This window comes from Pseudoalteromonas sp. ABE4_541, assembly GCF_056312285.1.
On sequence record NZ_JBSVEM010000012.1, the window covers coordinates 104,847 to 124,750 of the forward strand.

21 protein-coding genes are annotated in these 19,904 nt (G+C 42.3%); 7 read left to right on the forward strand and 14 right to left on the reverse strand.

Going from position 1 to position 19,904, the window contains the following annotated elements; genetic code table 11:
• Positions 1–27: 27 nt before the first annotated feature.
• The 3 genes from ACW689_RS13115 to ACW689_RS13125 all read left to right on the forward strand — a co-directional run bounded on the left by ACW689_RS13115 (position 28) and on the right by ACW689_RS13125 (position 3,023).
• Positions 28–423, forward strand: a complete 396-nt coding sequence (locus tag ACW689_RS13115) for a DUF2721 domain-containing protein (RefSeq protein WP_476292036.1) — start codon at positions 28–30, stop codon at positions 421–423.
• 63 nt (positions 424–486) lie between these two features.
• On the forward strand, positions 487–2,013 hold the full coding sequence (locus ACW689_RS13120) for a DUF3369 domain-containing protein (protein ID WP_476292038.1): 1,527 nt from the start codon (positions 487–489) through the stop codon (positions 2,011–2,013).
• A gap of 110 nt (positions 2,014–2,123) precedes the next feature.
• A complete protein-coding gene (locus ACW689_RS13125) occupies positions 2,124–3,023 on the forward strand; it encodes a LysR family transcriptional regulator (RefSeq protein WP_476292040.1) in 900 nt (299 codons plus the stop codon).
• A 56-nt stretch (positions 3,024–3,079) separates the two neighbouring features.
• Here the strand turns inward: ACW689_RS13125 and ubiA are convergent, their stop codons facing one another.
• Entirely contained in the window at positions 3,080–3,955 is an 876-nt protein-coding gene (ubiA, locus tag ACW689_RS13130; RefSeq protein ID WP_476292042.1) for a 4-hydroxybenzoate octaprenyltransferase, read from the reverse strand.
• The gene (locus ACW689_RS13135) at positions 3,933–4,478 is read right to left on the reverse strand and encodes a chorismate--pyruvate lyase family protein (RefSeq protein ID WP_476292044.1); all 546 of its coding nucleotides are present in this window, start codon (positions 4,476–4,478) and stop codon (positions 3,933–3,935) included. The genes ubiA and ACW689_RS13135 overlap by 23 nt, the downstream gene beginning before the upstream one ends.
• A 178-nt stretch (positions 4,479–4,656) precedes the next feature.
• Here ACW689_RS13135 and ACW689_RS13140 point away from each other — a divergent pair, with 178 nt between their 5' ends.
• Positions 4,657–5,052: a flagellar basal body-associated protein FliL gene (locus ACW689_RS13140; protein ID WP_476292046.1), complete on the forward strand. Its 396-nt coding sequence runs from the start codon at positions 4,657–4,659 to the stop codon at positions 5,050–5,052.
• Here ACW689_RS13140 and glpG read toward each other — a convergent pair.
• The 6 genes from glpG to ACW689_RS13170 form a co-directional block, all read right to left on the reverse strand.
• Entirely contained in the window at positions 5,033–5,863 is an 831-nt protein-coding gene (glpG, locus tag ACW689_RS13145; RefSeq protein WP_476292048.1) for a rhomboid family intramembrane serine protease GlpG, read from the reverse strand. The genes ACW689_RS13140 and glpG overlap by 20 nt on opposite strands.
• Entirely contained in the window at positions 5,860–6,177 is a 318-nt protein-coding gene (gene glpE, locus ACW689_RS13150; protein WP_476292050.1) for a thiosulfate sulfurtransferase GlpE, read from the reverse strand. The genes glpG and glpE overlap by 4 nt, the downstream gene beginning before the upstream one ends.
• Positions 6,178–6,245: 68 nt before the next feature.
• Positions 6,246–7,271 (reverse strand): L-threonine 3-dehydrogenase, encoded by a 1,026-nt coding sequence (gene tdh / locus ACW689_RS13155; protein ID WP_476292052.1) that lies wholly within the window; start codon positions 7,269–7,271, stop codon positions 6,246–6,248.
• 43 nt (positions 7,272–7,314) lie between these two features.
• Complete coding sequence (locus ACW689_RS13160; RefSeq protein ID WP_476292054.1) at positions 7,315–8,511, reverse strand: glycine C-acetyltransferase; 1,197 nt, start codon at positions 8,509–8,511, stop codon at positions 7,315–7,317.
• Positions 8,512–8,670: 159 nt separating this feature from the next.
• Complete coding sequence (gene gmhB, locus ACW689_RS13165; RefSeq protein WP_476292056.1) at positions 8,671–9,234, reverse strand: D-glycero-beta-D-manno-heptose 1,7-bisphosphate 7-phosphatase; 564 nt, start codon at positions 9,232–9,234, stop codon at positions 8,671–8,673.
• Positions 9,231–10,277: a glycosyltransferase family 9 protein gene (locus tag ACW689_RS13170; RefSeq protein WP_476292058.1), complete on the reverse strand. Its 1,047-nt coding sequence runs from the start codon at positions 10,275–10,277 to the stop codon at positions 9,231–9,233. The genes gmhB and ACW689_RS13170 overlap by 4 nt, the downstream gene beginning before the upstream one ends.
• A gap of 124 nt (positions 10,278–10,401) precedes the next feature.
• Here ACW689_RS13170 and ACW689_RS13175 point away from each other — a divergent pair, with 124 nt between their 5' ends.
• Positions 10,402–11,118 carry a 3-deoxy-D-manno-octulosonic acid kinase gene (locus tag ACW689_RS13175; RefSeq protein ID WP_476292060.1) on the forward strand — a complete coding sequence of 239 codons (717 nt, stop codon included), beginning with the start codon at positions 10,402–10,404 and terminating at the stop codon, positions 11,116–11,118.
• Between the two features lies 1 nt (position 11,119).
• Here the strand turns inward: ACW689_RS13175 and hldE are convergent, their stop codons facing one another.
• The 3 genes from hldE to ACW689_RS13190 are packed head-to-tail and all read right to left on the reverse strand — an operon-like array spanning position 11,120 to position 14,673.
• Complete coding sequence (gene hldE / locus ACW689_RS13180) at positions 11,120–12,577, reverse strand: bifunctional D-glycero-beta-D-manno-heptose-7-phosphate kinase/D-glycero-beta-D-manno-heptose 1-phosphate adenylyltransferase HldE (RefSeq protein WP_476292062.1); 1,458 nt, start codon at positions 12,575–12,577, stop codon at positions 11,120–11,122.
• Positions 12,577–13,167 (reverse strand): SIS domain-containing protein, encoded by a 591-nt coding sequence (locus tag ACW689_RS13185; protein ID WP_476292064.1) that lies wholly within the window; start codon positions 13,165–13,167, stop codon positions 12,577–12,579. The genes hldE and ACW689_RS13185 overlap by 1 nt, the downstream gene beginning before the upstream one ends.
• A 54-nt stretch (positions 13,168–13,221) precedes the next feature.
• Positions 13,222–14,673 (reverse strand): capsule assembly Wzi family protein, encoded by a 1,452-nt coding sequence (locus tag ACW689_RS13190; RefSeq protein ID WP_476292066.1) that lies wholly within the window; start codon positions 14,671–14,673, stop codon positions 13,222–13,224.
• 148 nt (positions 14,674–14,821) lie between these two features.
• On the opposite strand from ACW689_RS13190, the gene waaA reads away from it, so the two are divergent.
• Positions 14,822–16,084, forward strand: a complete 1,263-nt coding sequence (gene waaA, locus ACW689_RS13195; RefSeq protein WP_476292068.1) for a lipid IV(A) 3-deoxy-D-manno-octulosonic acid transferase — start codon at positions 14,822–14,824, stop codon at positions 16,082–16,084.
• Positions 16,085–16,092: 8 nt separating this feature from the next.
• Positions 16,093–16,644 carry a DUF1415 domain-containing protein gene (locus tag ACW689_RS13200; protein WP_476292070.1) on the forward strand — a complete coding sequence of 184 codons (552 nt, stop codon included), beginning with the start codon at positions 16,093–16,095 and terminating at the stop codon, positions 16,642–16,644.
• Between the two features lie 37 nt (positions 16,645–16,681).
• Here ACW689_RS13200 and ACW689_RS13205 read toward each other — a convergent pair whose 3' ends face one another.
• From ACW689_RS13205 to ACW689_RS13215, 3 genes are read right to left on the reverse strand one after another with little or no spacing between them, the layout of a single operon-like run.
• On the reverse strand, positions 16,682–17,002 hold the full coding sequence (locus tag ACW689_RS13205; protein ID WP_476292102.1) for a YdbL family probable chaperone protein: 321 nt from the start codon (positions 17,000–17,002) through the stop codon (positions 16,682–16,684).
• Positions 17,003–17,012: 10 nt separating this feature from the next.
• Positions 17,013–17,192, reverse strand: a complete 180-nt coding sequence (locus ACW689_RS13210; RefSeq protein ID WP_476292072.1) for a YnbE family lipoprotein — start codon at positions 17,190–17,192, stop codon at positions 17,013–17,015.
• A gap of 11 nt (positions 17,193–17,203) precedes the next feature.
• Positions 17,204–19,705: an intermembrane phospholipid transport protein YdbH family protein gene (locus ACW689_RS13215; RefSeq protein WP_476292074.1), complete on the reverse strand. Its 2,502-nt coding sequence runs from the start codon at positions 19,703–19,705 to the stop codon at positions 17,204–17,206.
• Positions 19,706–19,904 lie beyond the last annotated feature (199 nt).

The window sequence follows — 19,904 nt, forward strand, 5'->3', positions numbered from 1 at the left end:
CAATTTGTAACGTCAACGAGGTGTACCATGACGCTCACTACTCCCGGACTTTTATTTCCTGCAATCTCATTGTTGCTACTTGCTTATACTAATCGCTTTTTAGTACTTGCACAGCTAATTAGAGAACTTAATGCAAGAGAGGGAGAAAGCATTCGTCCATTGGTACGAGCTCAAATAGACAACTTGAGAAAGCGCATAAAGCTTATCAGGTTTATGCAAGTTTGGGGGGTTGTCGCCTTCTTACTTTGCACCTTATCCATGTTTGCACTTTTTATTGAAGTCTCCGTGACTGGTATTATTTTATTTGGTGCAAGCCTATGTTGCCTTACTATTTCACTCATCATCTCATTGTATGAAATACATATTTCTTGTGATGCGATTGAAATAGAATTGCAAAATATAGAGAAAAAGCCAACATCTTGATTGAGCAGGCCCCAGTTTTAATGACTATACTGATTAGGTAAATAGTGATTATGGGGTCGGCGAGTGAGCAGCTTTCTTTTCTCAGATGAATCCTTAGAAGAAACAACAAATCTAAGCCTCAATTCTGAATATTGGGACATTTTAATTGTTGATGATGAAGAAGACATTCATCAAGTAACTAAGCTTGTTCTTTCAGGTTTTGAATTCGAGCAAAAAGCGTTGCGTTTCCATCATGCTTATTCAGCGCAACAGGCAAAAGAAATATTACAAAAAGAGTCTCTTATTTCTGTCGGCTTGGTCGACGTGGTTATGGAAACAAATCATGCTGGGTTGGACCTCATTAAGTACATCCGTAACGACTTAGCTAATCATGATGTACGACTAATATTACGAACGGGCCAACCTGGCGAAGCACCAGAAGAGTCTGTGATAAGAGACTACGATATTAATGACTATAAAAATAAAACGGAACTCACTGCCGTTAAATTAAAGACACTACTCTACTCCGCCCTTCGTGCACATCGTGATATTCAAATTATTGAGAAACATAAACGTGGGCTAGAGCAAATAATTAATGCGTCTTCTTCATTTTTGCAATGTAATAGTGTCAGGGAGTTTGCGTCAACAATATTGGCACACGTATCCAACGTAATGGGCCTCAGCGATAACGACATATACTGCGCCGCGGCTATTAATAACTCCCAAGCATCAGGCGCAAAATTTAAGCTTCTTGCTGCATCAGGTGTCGGTGTAGAGCCATGTTCGTCAGACATTCCTAACAATGTAAAACATTTATTTATTGAGTCTCATAATTTAAAAGCATCGCAATCTACCGATACAGAGTATGTTGGTTATTTTCCATCCGCAGGAGGTGGCGAAACCATGCTTTATGTAGGTAAAGAATCAAAAATGCGCAGTACCGATCGTCAATTGCTAGAGTTTTTTGCTAACAACATTGCCCTTGCTTATGACAACATTAAACTACGTGAAACAGTGAAAGAATCACAAAAAGAACTCTCGTATATTTTAGGTGAAGCTGTCGAACGACGCTCAAAAGAGACAGGATCTCATGTTAAGCGTGTTGCCCATTACAGTATGTTACTTGCACAGCTTTATGGACTATCCGATTATAAAGCAGAAATTATTAAGCTTGCTTCACCATTGCACGACATAGGAAAGATCAGCATTCCTGATCAAATTCTAAACAAGCCAGGCAAACTGTCTGATGAAGAATGGCAAGTAATGATGACCCACGCTGAAACTGGTTACGAAATTTTACAACATTCTTCTAACGAAATATTGCAATGTGGCGCTACAATAGCACACCAGCATCATGAAAAATGGGATGGCTCAGGCTACCCTAGAGGCCTAAAAGGTGAACAAATTGATATTGTTGGCCGAATTACCGCGCTTGCAGACGTTTTTGATGCATTAGGCAGTGATAGATGTTACAAACCATCATGGCCTTTAGAAAAAGTATTAGCACTGATACAATCAGAGCGAGGGAAACAATTTGACCCCAAGCTCGTTGATTTATTTATAAACAATTTAGACCAGTTTATTGCAATCAGGGATAGTTACCCCGATTGAGAATGTAAGCAAAATGTAAAAGTTTCACTTTCAATCTTCCATTACTTGTATTAGTATTAGGAAAATGCACATTATCGTTGTGTTGTATGTAGAAATAAAAGGAATTTCGAATGAGATTTGAACAACTAGAACAGTTTGTTGCACTTGGCAATTTACGTCACTTCAGACAAGCCGCTGAACAAACACAAATTAGTACATCCGCTCTAACTCGTAGCATTCAAACACTTGAAGACGAGATTGGATGTGAGCTTGTAAAACGCTCTACTCGCTCAGTAAGGTTAACAGAGCAAGGGGAGATGTTTTTAAGCTACTGTAAAACAACTCTATCCGAACTTGAGCTCACCAAAAAAACGATCAAACAAAGTCTTTTTGGCAGAGATCAACAGAAACTTGTCATTGGTTACACCAGCGATGCAAGCTCGATTGTCCCTATGTCTTGCGGTCAATTTCTTGCTGATTACCCTAACATTAAAATTGAAATGCAGTTACAAGATGAGCATGAGCTAACTCGTAAGTTACAATTAGGGGAAATAGATATTAGTGTTTACTTGCAAAGTGCGAGTAACGTGGTGAGTGATATTTATTTACCCGATCAGTTGATTTTGTTTGTTGCTAAGCATCATCCTCTTGCCAGTAAAGACTCGTTGCGAAAAGACGAGTTAGTTGATTATCCAATGTATGGGTGTTTCTCACAGTCTAAGCAAGTTCAATCAATGTTGAATGAAGCTGTTGATGGGCTGAATAAAAGCAGCAGTATGAAGATTGGCAATATTGATCAGGTTATGGATGGCTTGAAGCAATCAAACCATTTCGCTATTGCAAGCATTGAACACGCAAATACAATAGCGCAAGACCCGAGTTTAGTGATACTCAAAACAAACAAAGATCTTAATCATGAGCAATTAGTCGTACAGACTAACCACCATGTTAATCGTGACGGTCATATCAAGCATTTACTAAGCCTCATCGAAGATTCGGCAAAACGTAAAGCTTATGCACCGAACGTATAAATATATTCATAAGAGGTGCATCGCACCTCTTATTGATTGACTGAATTAAATTGCATTTATCTAACTAATACAGATACTGCAACACCAACAAAAACAGCTAGTCCAACTCGGTTATTCTTAAGAAATGCATCGAAGCATTGCAATCTATCGCGGCTATGTATTTGAATTTGAAGCTGTACCATTAGAATCAATGCAATCCCAAGACCCAAAAAATATGGCCAACTAAAACTCAATGCTAAACCAATAAAAATTAATATTACGATAAACGCAATATACAATAAAGCGATCCAATGCCTATCATAGCTGCCAAATAAAATAGCTGTTGATTTTACCCCGACTTTTAAATCATCATCTCTATCCACCATGGCGTACATAGTGTCATAAGCTATCGTCCATAAAATGTTAGCCAAAAATAACAACCAAGCGTAATAGGGAACTTCATCAATACTGGCCATAAAAGCCATTGGAATAGAAAAGCTATATGCCATACCGAGTACAACTTGAGGTAAATGCGTATAACGTTTCATAAAGGGATAGCACGCCGCCAACATCAAAGCGATGATAGATAATCCGACAGTTTGCCAAGATAACTGTAACACCAGTACAAATGCGATACCGATTAACAGTAAAAATAAAGTGAGCGCTTCACCGGGTTCAACCGACCCTGTCGCTAATGGCCTATCAGCGGTTCTTTTTACCGCACCATCTACCTTTCTATCTGCAAAGTCATTAATGACACACCCAGCACTGCGCATGATGAATACGCCTAAGCTAAAAATAATTAATAAATCTATTGAAGGCATTCCTTCATTGGCTATCCAGAGTGCCCAGTATGTTGGCCACAGTAACAAAAGCGTGCCAATCGGCCTATCGGTTCTCATTAAACGCTTATATGCGGGTAAATTGGATCTATGAAGCGCACTGAGTTGCATACTCTCTCCTTGGCAAAAAAATCTCGCAAACCATAATCTTAGCACTTTCATTGCTAAACAGTCGGCGACGCGCGTACATAGGTCCTGCAGGTAAGTCTAAATCATTGAGTAAGGCGCTAAACTGCGCATCAGCTTCTACTTTAGCGACTTCCAGTTCTGAGCGTTGCCAAATAGGGTCTTGAAACAATACTTCTCCGAGAGGCCTGTTACCCAACTGGCGAACGCCCATATCCGAAGCCTGTGTGCTTATCCAGCTTTGCGCGTAAACACGAGCAATATCATCACACATCAACAATACTTCTCGGCACAATATCTGCCTACATTGAGGGCCAAGTATATCTTTATGTTGCTCTTCAGATGCTAACCATTTTTCTCGTAACACATCAACACGAAAATGCTCTGTGCGACTTTTAAGTAATGCAGTTAAAGAGCCATCATCAAACAGTTCTGGCACGACCGTACTTGGTAATTCGGGACATAACTCTAAGGTATGCCAATCAAAATCAATTGAGAAAGGAGTCATCAAATAACTTTTGTCTAATATTAGAGGAATACCCGCGTATCATAGCATTGCACTGCTTATCACAAAAGTTTGTTGATATTTTAACGGCATAAACATCACAAATATGTAATTTAAATTGATTTACGTATACACTTAGCAATGTGAAAATGAAGATGAACCAATGGGAATTCAAACCGTTATGAACAAGCCTTACAAACTACTCTCCGCTCTTGCTTTGACCATTGCAAGCTTCGGTGCAAACGCAGAATCGAATGTAGGCTACTTTGGTTTTGAACCTGACATAATCACAAACTATATCGGCCAATCTAATAAAAAGCTTGGATATGTTCGTGTCACAGTTGATTTAATGTTGGAAGATATGAGTAATATCAGCGTCGTAGAACATCACACACCTTTATTGAGAGATGCCATAGTGCAAATTCTTGGTAAGGAACCAGAAGAAACAATCAAATCTCTAACAGGGAGAGAAGAAATTCGTCGACGTTGTGCTGATAGGCTAAAGCTGCTACTAAAAGAAGAAACAGGTGAAGAGATAGTCAGAGATGTATTATTTACTAAATATCTTTATCACTAGCAGCTATGCGACTTGGCTGTATCAAAGCCACAAACATACCGCTTAGCAAGCCAAACAAGTGGGCCCAATTTGCCATACTGATAAAAAATAACTCAGTAAACCCAAATACCATCCATAGCAACATGAATCCAATCACACTTTTACTCACTATCGCTGGTTGAGAAGGTGTTTTTGCGCTAAACACCCATGCATAGCCCAACAACGCATACACCACCCCACTGAGCCCTCCAAAACGACTATCTACCATTAGAAACTGGGCCCAGTTGCTTACGATCGCGCTAACAACAAACAACAAGTAAATATAGGTAGCACCTGAACGTGTCACAATTTGCTGCCCCAAATGCAGCCACCAGCTTAAATTGAAGACTAAATGTAACGCACCAAAGTGCAATAAAACAGGCGTAAACCAGCTAATGGGTTCATCTGCTTTAAACTGTAAATGATAAAAAATACGATTAGCATCAAAAATATAGAAACTAAAAAATATACTGATACAAAGAATAAAAACAAGCTTCACAAACCAGTGTAAGTCCATAAACCGCTGTACTAAGTTTAATTCACTTGATGCATATTTAAATGGCGACTTTGCTTCGCCGCTATGCCAAGACGCAGCCATATACCTGTCGTGATTTGGATTTTTTAGAAACTCTTCCCAAAGCACGCTAGCTTGTGTGTGAAATTCATTGGATACCCAAACCTCAACCAAAATACCATCCGATGAGCGTAACTTCACTGGCACGCCTTGTGACTTAAAATAATCGGCTGCCCCTTGCACTGCACGAGGATGATTAAAGGTACCCAATAACATCATTTGACTACATGGTCCGGCAATTCACTTGCCCACTGTGTAAAGCCGCCGTCCATGCTGTAGACGTCTTCAAACCCTTGTTCAATTAAATAATTTGCAGCACCTTGTGAGCTAATCCCATGGTAACAAACAACAATAATAGGTTGGTCAAAGTCTTTTTCCTGCATGAAATGACCAATGTTTGCGTTAGATAAATGCTCTGCGCCAGGGATATGGCCTTGTGCAAAACTGTTTTCATCACGAATATCCGTAATAACAACATCTTCACGCCCGAGCAACTCTTTGGTTTGCGCAACAGAAATGTGCTTCATTGACATATAAATACTACTCTTAGAATGAAAAAGGCGACCAATGCCGCCTTAGAAAAAATTGATAACTACAGGGTCTAATCCCAGTTTAAGATCACTTTACCTGATTGACCAGAAATCATCGTATCAAACCCTTCCTGAAACTCATCAATGTGAAATTGATGCGTAATGATAGGCTCAAGGTTTAGGCCTGACTGGATCAAACTAGCCATTTTATACCAAGTTTCAAACATCTCGCGACCATATATACCTTTGATCACCAACCCTTTGAAAATAACTTGATTCCAGTCAACCGCCATATCAGACGGTGGAATACCAAGCATGGCAATTTTACCACCATGGTTCATATTGTTCAGCATGCTGTTAAATGCCACTGGTACGCCTGACATTTCTAAACCAATATCAAAGCCCTCCGTCATACCAAGCTCTTCCATGGTATCTTCAAGCTTTTCGTTAGCTACATTAACAGCTCTTGTTGCGCCCATTTTGCGAGCAAGCTCAAGACGATACTCGTTTACATCGGTAATAACTACATGGCGAGCACCAACGTGTTTTGCCACTGCGGCCGCCATAATACCAATTGGACCTGCCCCTGTGATCAACACATCTTCACCCACTAGGTCAAAAGACAAAGCGGTATGAACAGCGTTACCAAATGGGTCAAAAATCGAGGCTAAGTCATCCGAAATATTGTCTGGGATTTTGAATGCATTGAATGCTGGGATCACCAAATATTCAGCAAACGAACCTTCACGGTTTACCCCAACCCCCGTAGTGTTACGGCATAAATGCACACGACCCGCACGACAGTTTCTACAATGGCCACATGTAATATGACCTTCACCTGACACTCTGTCGCCCACTTTAAAGCCACGTACTTCTTGGCCCATGTCGACTACTTCACCGACATACTCATGTCCCACAACCATTGGCGTTGGAATGGTATTTTGTGCCCATTCATCCCACTTATAGATGTGTACATCAGTGCCACAAATCGCGGTTTTACGGATCTTAATCAACAGATCGTTGTGCCCAACTTCCGGTTTGGGTGCGTCTGTCATCCATATCCCTGGCTGCGCTTTTAACTTAGATAAAGCTTTCATACTCGTTACTCGGTGACCAGCAAGCTTTTCGCTTGCTCATAAATTAAATAATGCCTAGTTCTTTACCAATACGGGTAAAGGCGTCAATCGCTTTGTCTAGCTGCTCACGTGTATGCGCCGCAGATATTTGCGTACGAATACGCGCTTGGCCTTTAGGCACTACAGGGAATGAAAAGCCAGTGACGTAAATACCTTCGGCCAGTAACTTATCTGCCATTTGCGCCGCTACTTTTGCATCGCCTAACATAACAGGAATAATGGCGTGATCTTTACCTGCACAAGTAAAACCAGCCGCTTCCATTTGCTCACGGAAGTATGCTGCGTTGTTCCATAGTGTGTCGCGTAACGCTTTGCCTTCTTTAAGCATATCCAGTACAGCAATCGATGCGGTTACAATTGATGGCGCTAATGAGTTAGAGAATAAGTATGGACGAGAACGTTGACGTAGCCAATCGATCACTTCTTTTTTACCTGAAGTATAACCACCTGATGCACCACCCAGTGCCTTACCTAGCGTACCCGTAATAATGTCTACTCGATCCATTACACCACAATACTCAGGTGTACCACGACCATTTTCACCTACAAAGCCGACAGCATGCGAGTCATCAACCATCACAAGCGCGTCGTATTTATCTGCTAGATCACATAACGCTTCTAGGTTACAGATCACGCCGTCCATTGAGAACACGCCGTCTGTGGCAATCAACTTGTTTTTTACGCCCGCTTCATCAGCAGCGATAAGTTGTTTCTCTAGATCTGCCATGTCGTTGTTTGCATAACGAAAACGCTTGGCTTTACACAAGCGAACACCATCAATGATAGAGGCGTGGTTTAACGCATCAGAAATAATCGCGTCATCTGGGCCTAAAATTGTTTCGAACAAACCCGCATTGGCATCAAAACATGAAGAGTAAAGAATCGTATCTTCAGTTTGTAAAAATTCACTGATCTTGGCTTCTAAAGTTTTGTGAATATCTTGCGTACCACAAATAAAGCGCACAGAAGCCACACCAAAGCCGTGAGCATCTAATCCCTGTTTGGCTGCCGCAATCAAGGTTGGATGATTAGCAAGTCCTAAGTAGTTGTTAGCACAAAAATTGATAACTGAATCACCACTTGAAACGGCAATTTCAGCTTGCTGAGAAGAAGTGATAACACGCTCATTTTTATATAAACCTTCAGCTTTTACTTCTTCAAGCTGGTTTTGGATCTGGCTATAAAAGGCCGATGCTCTCATTTGGAGTCTCCATTGTTTGCACGGGGTCCCAAAATACGCACAGATTGTTGTCTGTAAAATCGCGTACAGGGCAAATCAAATTGGGTCGATATTGTAAAAGGTTCAAACCGTAATTGCACGAGTTGTGATTATCACGCGCAATGTGGTCAAATAAAATACTTATGAGATAAGTTGCAACAAATTTGGTACACATTTTAAAGAAGTGCACACATGGTCTACTTGCTTTTTAGCTTGCGCTGAAAACACCTGACCAGATTCGACTAAAATAGCAGTACCAATGCCTGCCGCACGTGCAGCTTCAATATCCGAAATTTTATCGCCCACCATCACGCTTTGTGCCACATCAATATCAAACTCTTCAATCGCTTGATTCAACATGCCAGGGTTAGGCTTGCGGCAATCGCAGTCTTGCTTAAACGCAGGTAATGCTTTTTCTGGATGGTGGGGACAATAATACACTTTGGCAATGTTCACTTGATGTTTTGCAAATTCATCACACATCCACTCACTCAGTTTGGCAAATTGCAGCTCATCATAATAACCTCGGCCAATCCCTGACTGATTGGTCACCACCACGATGATATAACCCATAGCGATAAATTGCTGACATGCCTCAAATACACCTTCAATAAACTCGAAGTCTTCAATTTTATGTACATAGGCATGGTCGACGTTTATCACACCATCCCTATCAAGAAAAAGTGCTTTTTGTTTTGTACTCATAGATTTTCTGCCTCGACCACACGGTCAAACATATTACTCACTTGCTCAGTGCTGATCTGAGCCATTAGGTCGCAGCCTTTCACACGTGTTCCCCAAGGCAGCTGTTGTGCCGTTTTACCTTTTTGTTCAAGCAGGTTTTGGTGATATACCTCTACCACATAATCTTGGTACATATAAGGGCCCGTTCGTGCGGGATTTGAGTGCGCATACAAGCCTATCACAGGCGTGCCAACGGTCACTGCCATGTGGGCAGGGCCCGTATCAGGTGCTAAAACTAGAGATGCACGCTCAAGTACACAGAGTAACGTTTTCAGCTGTGTTTTACCGACTAAGTTTGTGATTTCACATTGTGCATGTTCAATGATAGACGCCGCTAATGTTTCTTCCAACGGAGTTGGTCCGCCTGTTATCACCACAGAAAAACCTTGCTTAGCGGCGTGCTCAGCAAGCACTGCGTAACGCTCAGGTAACCAATTACGCTCTGCTTTGCTAGCCGCAGGTGAAATAACAAAGATTCTGTCGTTTAATCCAGCAAGCAGTGTTTGGGCCTGTTCAATATCGTGCTCGGTAACAGGCATATTCCATGTTGGCCTATCACATTGAGCACCAATGGCACGCGCAAAATTCTGAAAGCCTTCTAGCACATGCGGCTCGGTTTGCGGCTCAATTCTACGATTTACAAATAACGAATGCAGCTCTTTACTTCGACCTTTATCAAAGCCAATTTTTACCTTCGCAGGAATACAGCGCGCTGCAAGATTTGCTCTTAGTGCAACTTGCATGTGCAGCAGCACATCAAACCTTTGGCCTTTAAATGTTTGTTTCAGTGCCTTGTATGCAGCTTTGCCTTGTTTTTTATCAAAAATAACAAACTTCACGCCCGACAAATCGGCCAATAACATGGCCTCAACTTTGCCAATTACCCAAGTGATCTCTGCATCTGGGTATGTTGCTTGAATAGCTTGCACAGCAGCTACGGCGTGGCAAACATCACCTATTGCTGAAAGCCGAAGAATACAAATAGAACGAGGAGAAAAAGACACCTAATTTCCTGCAATTAAAATTGGTTAGGGCTGCGATCTTAAATTAATCAATGTGGTTTGCAAGTTTAAGGCCGAGAAAAAACACGGTACACTTGTCGCATGCACTTTTATCAACCTGCATTGAATGAACATTACCAAAAATAATCAGCATTATTTACTGTCTCCCGATGGCGCGTATGACACGGTAGAACTTGATTGGTTTGAACCAAACTACTGGCAAAAATTGGACGCCATTGTTGCTACAAAACAAGGTCGCGCAACCGCATGGTTTTATCAAAAAGATGGCAAAGTTAATGTGCTAAAACATTACTGGCGGGGTGGACTCGTTGGTAAAGTGTTGTCAGATCAATATTTGTTTTTAGGCTTAGAAAAAACTCGTGTCTATCTAGAATTTGAGCTGCTCTGTAAACTAGATGAATTAAACTTAAACGTCCCCAAACCTGTGGCTGCAAAAGTCACCCAACACGGGCTAGCTTATCGTGGCGATTTGATAACCTCTGCCATTAGTGGGGCAACCAGCTTATGTGAGCTTCTGCAAGCACGCCGAGCCACGACGCAAGAGCTGACGCTCGTCGGCAATACCATTGCACAGTTTCATCGCAAAGGGGTTTATCACGCCGATTTAAACATCAACAACATTTTGTTTAGCGATGATGGCAAGGTGTATTTGATTGATTTTGATCGTGGCCAACTGCGCCACCCTCAAAAAACTTGGCAACAAGCGAATATAGAACGCCTGCAGCGCTCGTTTAATAAAGAGGCCGGCAAATGGCCGACCTTTAATTATTCAGAGCAAGATTGGCAAACACTACTCCACGCTTACCAAAATGCGATTGGGTAACTCACGAATTTTGTGACTTACCCATTTTGGCTTTTTCAATAATACCGGATGTAGAGCAGCCATCTAAAAATGCCAGCACTTCAACCTGTCCACCTTGGCTTAGCACATAATCAGCACCAGCAATGTCTTCAACCTTGTAGTCACCGCCTTTGACCAAAATATCAGGACTTACCTGTTCAATCAGTTTTGCTGGAGTATCATTTTCGGCTTCACAGCCAAACGGGATCACCCAATCAACCGATGCCAAAGCACTCAACACCATGGCACGTTCATTAAGTGCATTAATGGGTCTCTCAGGGCCTTTTAAGCGCGAGATGGAGTCGTCATTGTTCAAGCCAACAACCAACCTATCTCCCATGCTTTTCGCCTGTGCAAGGTAACGCACATGACCCGCATGTAAAATATCAAAACAGCCATTGGTGAAAACGATTTTCTCACCGTTCTTTTTCGCAAAAGCAATATGCTTTAAAACATCGTCAAAAGGCGTTTGGTAATGCTCACCTGTTTCACGCAAATACTGGCCCATTTTGCGGCTTAGCTCTTCTGGCGATACCGTCGCAGCACCCAGTTTACTTACCGCAATGCCTGCCGCAATGTTTGCCACTTCAACCGCATCTTTTGGTTCCATACCTGCGCCAAGCATGGTGGTGAGAGTGGCTATCACAGTATCACCAGCGCCTGTCACATCGCTCACTTCCAACACTTGTGCAGGGAAGTCATGCTTTTCAGTGGCCGATATCAAAGACATGCCTTGCTCTGAACGGGTCAACAACATCGCACCAATGCCGTTATCAGCGATGAGCTTTCTGGCACTCTCAGTGAGTACTTGCTCGCTGTCTACTTGACCACCCCCTAACTTGAATTCATTCAAGTTAGGGGTAATATAATCAGCACCACGATATAAAGATAAATCACTTGATTTCGGGTCGATAAGCACGGTTTTACCCGCCGCTTTCACTAGGCTTATCATCTCTTTGATAGCGCTGAGCGCACCTTTGTTGTAATCAGAGAATAAAACAAAGTCATAATCGTCTAGCACTTGCTCCAAGCGCGCCAACAATAGTCGGCTGTGTTGCTCTGTGAACGTTTCTTCAAGATCTAAACGCACCACTTGTTGATGGCGACTGATCACCCGCATCTTCGCGATTGTCGGCAACTCTTCAATGGTAACGAGCTGAGAAGCGATTTTTTCACTCTCTAAAATCCGCACAAGCGATTGGCCATTATCATCTTCACCAATCAAACCAAGTAAACCCACTTGGCCATCTAAATGAGCGATATTTTTAGCCACGTTAGCCGCACCACCAGCTTTGTCTTCTAAGCTGCTTACTTTAACTACTGGTACCGGTGCCTCAGGTGAAATACGTCCAGTATCACCATGCCAATAGCGATCTAACATCACATCACCAACAACCAACACACGCGCTTGGTTTAATTTTTGTAAGCGTGAGAAATCCATTATTGCGGCTCCGCAACCAGCATATCAACCGCTTCACACAACCAGTGACCGATAAACATATGCGCTTCTTGAATACGCGCTGTTTCGTCGTTTTTAATGATGATTGGCAGCTTGGCAATATCTTTTACTTTGCCGCCATTACGGCCAGTAAACGCCACCGTATACGCACCAATCTCATTCGCCGCAGCTAAAGCAAGGTTAATATTTGCACTGGTACCCGAGGTAGTTAAACCAATCACTAAATCTTCTGGCTTGCACAACGCTTGAACTTGACGTTCAAAAACGCTGTCAAAATGATAGTCATTACTGTGTGCGGTGAGAATTGACGTATCTGTCGTCAAAGCAATTGATGCCAAAGGTCCACGTTCTAGCTTGTAGCGTACCACAAACTCAGCCGCTAAATGTTGCGCATCTGCAGCACTGCCACCGTTCCCAAACCAAATTACTTTACCGCCTTGCGCTAACGTACTGTGGCAGGCTTGTAATAAACTCAAACACTCTTGGTGATAGTTTGCCATAGTGTCAAACAAAGCTTTGTGACGCTCTAAACTTGCTAAGTAGCTTTGTTCGATTGTTTCGTTTTGCGACATATTCATTCCTATATTCCCGCTTTAGGGTATGATTTTGTAAATTATATCTTATAACTACCAGTATACATTGAGCGATAGCCAAGTATAGTTTTCACCAAAAACATCTTTACCCACTGTTAATGTGGTCTCAACTTGGCGCTTATCAATCATGCGGCTGTTACTGATCTGCAATGCTTGCGCTTTTTCGTAGTTTTGGCCTACTTCATTAAACTCATTCACATAACCACTTTCATTTTCTACTTGGGTAAATTTTGCTCTCCACATCGAGTTTACGTCTTCACTTAAAGTCATTTCTAGCGTATGAATTTGACTTGGCGCTGAGTCACCAAACACACGCATATCACCAGCGAAGTGCCCAACAACCGCCCCTTTAATGGTGTTACCCTTAGTTGGATAAATTTCGTTTTCATACCAAAGGCTATGCATATTGGTGTATTCATAACGCAACGTGGTGTTATTGGTTAACTGTGGTAGATAAACCCCAAAACTCGCCACAGTATTACCAAACTGATAGTTCTTATGGCCTTTAGTATCTTCGCCACCATATTCAAAATACCACTCTGCCGGCGTATAAAAGTTGGTTTGTACTGTGCTGGTGATAGTAGCCCACTGATCGCCCAGCTCATCGTCTTGACTTAAGGTTGCCGATTTATTGTCACTCCCTGCAGGGTCAAAGTATGCTTTAATAATATCGCTGGTGCTCACTTTGCGTGGACCACCACCAAATTGCATCATGCGGTTTACGCCAATAGTCCAGCCTTCGATTGGTTCAATACTGATGTGTGTACCCGCCAACTTAGGTTTACCTGTGTGTAGCTCGCCTTTGTAGCGAATCCCGTCTTCGACGCGCTCTAATTCCGAGTAAAATAATTCAAAGTCAAAGTTCCACCAGTTTTTTAATGGCGCAATTAAACCAAGAGAAACAGAAGGTGAAGGCTGTGCATTATTCGAGTAAACCTGCGCAAAGCTTTTAAAAGGAGAAAACCAGTGCTCTTTGTAACCTAAGTTTAGCTGAAATGTATCCCCACCGAAGGCATAAAAGGTGTTATACGGTACCAAGTCACCTTGATTTACTCGGTAGTCCATACCGAGTTGCAACAAAGTACTTTGGCTTCCTCGCCAGACGCCCTCTAATGTTAGCTCTGCATATTCATCTGACTTATTGCTTCGATCATTGGCAAGCTGCACTGTTTCACCTGAATCATAACGTAGTTTAATTCCCTGTCGCGTAACATCATCTTTGCTGAAATATGGATCAAGTCGCTTACGAATACTGCGATGCAATGGTTCATTGATGCCATGTAATTTACGTAGCGCCATATTAATTTCACTGATGCGATAAGGTTTAGCCATAGGCACACCGTCAGTGAGGGCAAACATACGGTCAATTTGGTATTCAAGTAATTTGTCTTTACCTATCGGTAAGTATGCTGTTGGCGCACTATAGCCGTAACTTGAAAAAAGCAGCACGATACCAGCAATCCAGGTTGAGAATTTTAACGACATAAATTTACAAGCAATCATTGATAAAAGTGCCGCCATACTATCAAATAACCCAGCAAGGAGCACACCCACAAATGTGTAATTTTGTTAGTCTATTTCAATTTATTGGCTGAACACGTTAAAATACCATTTTTAATAGCTGCTTGATGCCATGGCCCGATTACTTTATTCATTGTTGTTAGCGCTACTTTCACCGCTTATTTTTGTCTACTTATATGGGATTCGTGGCAAAAAAAATACTGGGTATCGTCAGCACTTTTTCGAGCGTTTGGGCTATTGCCCTAAACACTTTCCAAGCCAAGCCGTGGTATTTCATTGCGCCTCTGTCGGAGAGGTGCTCGCAGCGACACCGCTAATTAAAGCATTTCAAAAAGCACACCCAAACGAGTCATTGGTTGTCACATGCAACACACCGACAGGACGCGCACAAATTGAACAAAGTTTGGGTGCCGATGTGGCATGCTGTTACTTACCCATTGATTTTTACTTCTCGAGCAAGCGCTTTATCAAGCAACTTCAACCTAAGCTTTTATTAGTCCTTGAAACTGAGCTTTGGCCAAACTTGTTCGCACATGCAAAAACATATGACTGCCATGTTCAGGTGCTTAATGCTCGATTGTCTGAAAAGTCATTTCGTGGTTATCAAAAAATCGCCGCCTTGAGCAGAATCATTATGACAAGCATTGATGTGCTGGCTAGCCATAACCAGCAAGATGCGGAACGCTTTGTAGCCTTAGGCTTATCCCCTGACAAAGTGACTGTCACAGGGTCTATCAAGTTTGATATTCAATTAAGTAATGACGAGAAAACATCCGCCGAGCAATTAAAAACTCAATTTTCAGGCCGACCAGTTTGGGTTGCGGGTTCAACTCATCCGGGTGAACATGAGCAGGTACTCAGCGCGCATCAACAGGTATTAGAAACGCACCCAACCGCTCTATTGGTCATCGCTCCGAGGCATCCTGAGCAATTCACCAAAGTCGATGCACTACTTTCAGCATCATCTTTTACACACTGCTTGCGTAGCAAATCATTCAATCCTGGTAGCCAAGTATTACTGGCTGATACCCTAGGTGAACTAAAAATGCTCTTTGGCAGTGCAGATGTCGCATACATCGGGGGCAGTTTAATCGAGCGAGGTGGGCACAACCCTTTAGAGGCAGCCGCTTTCTCGGTGCCAATTTTGTCAGGACCACACACCTACAACTTCGCCCATGTTTATCCTGAGTTAATTGCACTTGAGGGGGCTCAAATTGTCAAAAATAGCACTGAGCTTGCAACCAGCATTATTGCGCTATTCAATGATGCGCAAAAAAGAGCGCAACAAGGCCAAAGCGCATTTCAATGCTTAGCACAAAACCAAGGTGCAATAGCTAAAACACTGGCATTAATTAGTCAACATTTGCAAAGGTAACGATACGAATGAGCACTTCATCCCCCTTAGCACCCGAACAGATCATGCAAAACTGGGTTAGCTCAGTGATTGTTAAATATAACTTTTGCCCATTCGCTCGCAAAGAAGTTGAACAAAAGACGATTCATTACCAAGTGTCAGATTCAGCGAGTCACGATGATGCGGTGATGGACATGCTAGAGGCATGCGCAGCGTTGGATAATTTCCCCGCACGAGAAACTACCTTACTCATTTTCAAAAACGGGTTTGCAGACTTCGCTGACTTTTTAGATCTGGTTGACTTAGCCAATGCCATGCTTGCAGTACAAGGTTACGAAGGACACTATCAAATTGCCAACTTTCATCCTGATTATGTGTTTGCCGATAGCGAAGACGATGATGCAGCCAATTACACCAATCGCGCACCGTTCCCTACTTTACATTTAATTCGTGAGCTTAGCATGGCCGAAGCGTTAGAGAATTACGACGACCCTGAAAGCATTCCCGAGAATAACATTCGTTTAGCTCGTCGAAAAGGTGAGGCATTTTGGCAGCAATTACTAAAAAACTGCCATAAATAATGAAAGACACATTCAGACCACTCAATAGGGTGAAGCGTTACTTCTTCACCCAACGGCCATTCACTTTCACAAAGTGACCTTTGTTCGTTTTCTCGATGGCCTTTTTACCTGCTAACGCCTCAACTTGCGATAAGCTGATGCCGTTTTTCTTCGCTAACTGTTGGTACTTTGCTTTGCGTTTGGTGTTAATATCCGAGATCAGCGCTTGCACTTGTGCATTAGAACCCACAGCCGCCAAATAGCCTGTTTCAGTTTCACCGACTAACCCCTGCCCTTTAGCATCATCAAGCGTTAACGCAAATGCAGAAAATACCATGCCCAACGCTGCCACAGCGGTAATTAATTTAGTTGCTTTCATCATGCTCTCCTTAGAATAACTCGCTGTCATCGCTAAATAAATCATCAAGTTCTTTGTCAACTTTGACACGAATTTCGTGGTCAACTTTGACGTTTAAGTTGATAGTGATCGGCTCTTTGGTTTCCACCTGTACTTTATGCGTACAGGCACTTAAGGCCAGTAAGCTGATCAACATTAGGGTCCATTTCATTGGCTCTGCTCCTATTTAGTTAAAGCGTCTTCCACTTTTTGGGTCAATTCATCACTCAATCGCAATGCCCTAAAAAGGATAAAAACATTCTCTTGATGTGTGTAATTAAAATTCACGGGTTGTGCTTGTGCCTTATTTTCTCCAACGATTTTCACGCCTAAGGTGAGCCAACCATCGGGAGATAAAGCCACATCACTGGTTAAATTATCAATCGTTAAATTGTCTAGCACACCAATTACAGATTCCAAGCTAGGTTGCTGCGCTTTAAGTGCTTCAATTGACGCATTCTGAGCCACCTTCAACTGTCCAATACCAGAATTAACCAACTGACCTTGCTCAATGCTCATTTGCATATCTTCAAGCTTGATCGGAAACTTTCCAGATACTCGCCCAGTCAATTCAATACCAGCATCTCGACCCGCTTGTGCAATTTCTGCCAAATCAAGTGCCTGCGCTTGTACGTCTATGACTTGAGGCTCGGTTGACAATTTAATCATAGGTACGTCAATCGAGCCATCAAATACCTTGGCATGACTTTGTGACAAATAAGCTTGGTTCGCTTCAACCTGCAAATGCGTTTTCAACTGAGATAACACCACACCAGAGCGGACCTGTCCTACAGTCACTGTAGAATCGGGGATATTAACCTTTCCTGAATCAAAGGTACCAACAATATGGGTATCAATATCGTCAATATAATGCGTGTCATATAGCAATGACAGGTTCTTTACTTGTGATTCAAAATCAGCCGTTCGTAAATTTAAATCGCCATGACTATGCAATGAAAGTTGCCCCTGCACGAGTTTTAACTTGGGGTTTAGCTGACTCACCAAAGGTTGCAACTCGGTAACATTGTCAGAGGTTAAATTGAATTCAAAAGCATGATGAATTGGTGAATATTGATGCGTAAACAAACCAGAGAATCCCAGCTCCTGTATGACATGTTCAAAACGCCCCCCTCGATTTTGCTGGCCTTTACTATCAATGGTCAAATTACTCAGGGTCAATTGTGGTGTTTTTAGCTTTGCGAGCGTTGTTTGCCCAACGATATCTACAAAAACCTCCCCAGCACCAACATCAGCTTTGAATTGGTAGTTTGAGTTGACGCCGCTAATTGAAACGTGCGGATGAGCAAGCATTGCCACTTGCAAGTTACTTTCTAGTGTGAGTTGCTGCTCGGTATCAAGCACAGCCACAACATGCGCTTTAGCTTGCTTAAGCGCAACATCTTGGAATTGTGCACTATCTAATAATACATCCAGATTGACATCGCCCTGCAACTCATCAGAGAGTGTCATATTAGCATCTATATCAAATTGTAGCTCTTCTCCTTCAAACGCATCATGACTCAACGAATCTACCCGACCAAGACCTTGATAATTAAACGTTACATCACCTGCTAATTGAGAGAGAAGTGTTTTTCCCGAAAGTGAGATCCCCTGATGTTTCATAGGCAGCAACCCCATGTGTTGCGCTGAATGTTCAAACGCGCCCTCACTTAACAGCTGTTTATTTTGATAATTGACTGAGCCTTGCCAAAGTAGGGACCCCAAATGTGCTCCCTGATGTTTAAATGTCACATCGCTAGACAAAGAAAGTGTCGCAGGTTCGAAGCGTATATTCGATATTTGCAACTGGGTGAGTTCATCCAAGCTTGTAACATTCACATTTGTCGTTTTGAGCAGACCATCGTCAAATTGGAGCGGTTGCGCGAATTGAATATTAACAGGTTTAGTGAGCAATACTTCAAGCGCCTCTCGGTGAGCTTCTGGCAACAAACTACCGCAACCAGACGGGCTAAGTGTGTTTGTTGGTTTAGCCATATCGACTTGAGCGACTTGTGTATTCAAGTCAAAAAACAACGTGCTCGCACCAGTACTATCTAAACGAACCTCACAGGCTTGATACTGCACCTGAGCCTGTAAAGTATGTGCAATATTTGCTTGTAATTTATCGCCATAAAATTGAATCTCAGCGTGACCACTCAATGATGAAATCAATTGAGGCAATTGGCTTTGTACTAGCGGACTTGATGCATCGAGTCGCGCATTTATCTCGCTACTTGCCAATGCGATCGCCGCCTTAATATCACCTGTAACTGAGAAGTGATTGAGCTTAGTTTCCTGCACACTTAAAGCCAACGGCGGCGTGTAAGGCGTTTTTGCAATATTCAAGCGCGTAATATTTAGCGTTGGACGCTGAGGTAAAACCAGTGATAAAGGCTTAAATGCTTGCTTGCTTTGCTTTTGTTGTTGCGCGACCTTTGGCTTCACATCGAGCTGTGCAATGAACAAATTATCGCGGCTTAGTAACGCATTAGTAACCCTCGCATCGCCCTGCTCAGTATTAATGCATAGCTGCTCAATTTGGATAGTGCGCCAACTATGCAATGACCAACTTAAACAAGTCACTTGCGCATTCAACGGCGCTAAGAAATGATTGGCAATTCTAACTGAAATAGGTGAACGAACAAGATAAAGGCACAGTAAGACTAAGCATAAAGAAACAAACATATACTTTAAGTGCTTTAAATGCATACCTTTTATCTTCCGCCAATATTCTAATGATGAGAGATATCATAAATGAAATTACGCACCCTGTGACAAAGTAATTGTAATAAGTTGTAGCGATTGGCTTAGTTATGAACGCAATATTCACCAAGCAATTCGAGTTACTTTAACGTATAATATTTTATTCAGTTTAAAAATTGTG

Coding starts and splice junctions, on each gene's coding strand:
- ACW689_RS13115 (WP_476292036.1), top strand. CDS start 28: ATGACGCTCACTACTCCCGGACTTTTATTTCCTGCAATCTCATTGTTG.
- ACW689_RS13125 (WP_476292040.1), top strand. CDS start 2,124: ATGAGATTTGAACAACTAGAACAGTTTGTTGCACTTGGCAATTTACGT.
- ubiA (WP_476292042.1), bottom strand. CDS start 3,955: ATGCAACTCAGTGCGCTTCATAGATCCAATTTACCCGCATATAAGCGT.
- ACW689_RS13135 (WP_476292044.1), bottom strand. CDS start 4,478: ATGACTCCTTTCTCAATTGATTTTGATTGGCATACCTTAGAGTTATGT.
- ACW689_RS13140 (WP_476292046.1), top strand. CDS start 4,657: ATGAACAAGCCTTACAAACTACTCTCCGCTCTTGCTTTGACCATTGCA.
- glpG (WP_476292048.1), bottom strand. CDS start 5,863: ATGATGTTATTGGGTACCTTTAATCATCCTCGTGCAGTGCAAGGGGCA.
- glpE (WP_476292050.1), bottom strand. CDS start 6,177: ATGTCAATGAAGCACATTTCTGTTGCGCAAACCAAAGAGTTGCTCGGG.
- tdh (WP_476292052.1), bottom strand. CDS start 7,271: ATGAAAGCTTTATCTAAGTTAAAAGCGCAGCCAGGGATATGGATGACA.
- ACW689_RS13160 (WP_476292054.1), bottom strand. CDS start 8,511: ATGAGAGCATCGGCCTTTTATAGCCAGATCCAAAACCAGCTTGAAGAA.
- gmhB (WP_476292056.1), bottom strand. CDS start 9,234: ATGAGTACAAAACAAAAAGCACTTTTTCTTGATAGGGATGGTGTGATA.
- ACW689_RS13175 (WP_476292060.1), top strand. CDS start 10,402: ATGAACATTACCAAAAATAATCAGCATTATTTACTGTCTCCCGATGGC.
- hldE (WP_476292062.1), bottom strand. CDS start 12,577: ATGGATTTCTCACGCTTACAAAAATTAAACCAAGCGCGTGTGTTGGTT.
- ACW689_RS13185 (WP_476292064.1), bottom strand. CDS start 13,167: ATGTCGCAAAACGAAACAATCGAACAAAGCTACTTAGCAAGTTTAGAG.
- ACW689_RS13190 (WP_476292066.1), bottom strand. CDS start 14,673: ATGTCGTTAAAATTCTCAACCTGGATTGCTGGTATCGTGCTGCTTTTT.
- waaA (WP_476292068.1), top strand. CDS start 14,822: ATGGCCCGATTACTTTATTCATTGTTGTTAGCGCTACTTTCACCGCTT.
- ACW689_RS13200 (WP_476292070.1), top strand. CDS start 16,093: ATGAGCACTTCATCCCCCTTAGCACCCGAACAGATCATGCAAAACTGG.
- ACW689_RS13205 (WP_476292102.1), bottom strand. CDS start 17,002: ATGAAAGCAACTAAATTAATTACCGCTGTGGCAGCGTTGGGCATGGTA.
- ACW689_RS13210 (WP_476292072.1), bottom strand. CDS start 17,192: ATGAAATGGACCCTAATGTTGATCAGCTTACTGGCCTTAAGTGCCTGT.
- ACW689_RS13215 (WP_476292074.1), bottom strand. CDS start 19,705: ATGTTTGTTTCTTTATGCTTAGTCTTACTGTGCCTTTATCTTGTTCGT.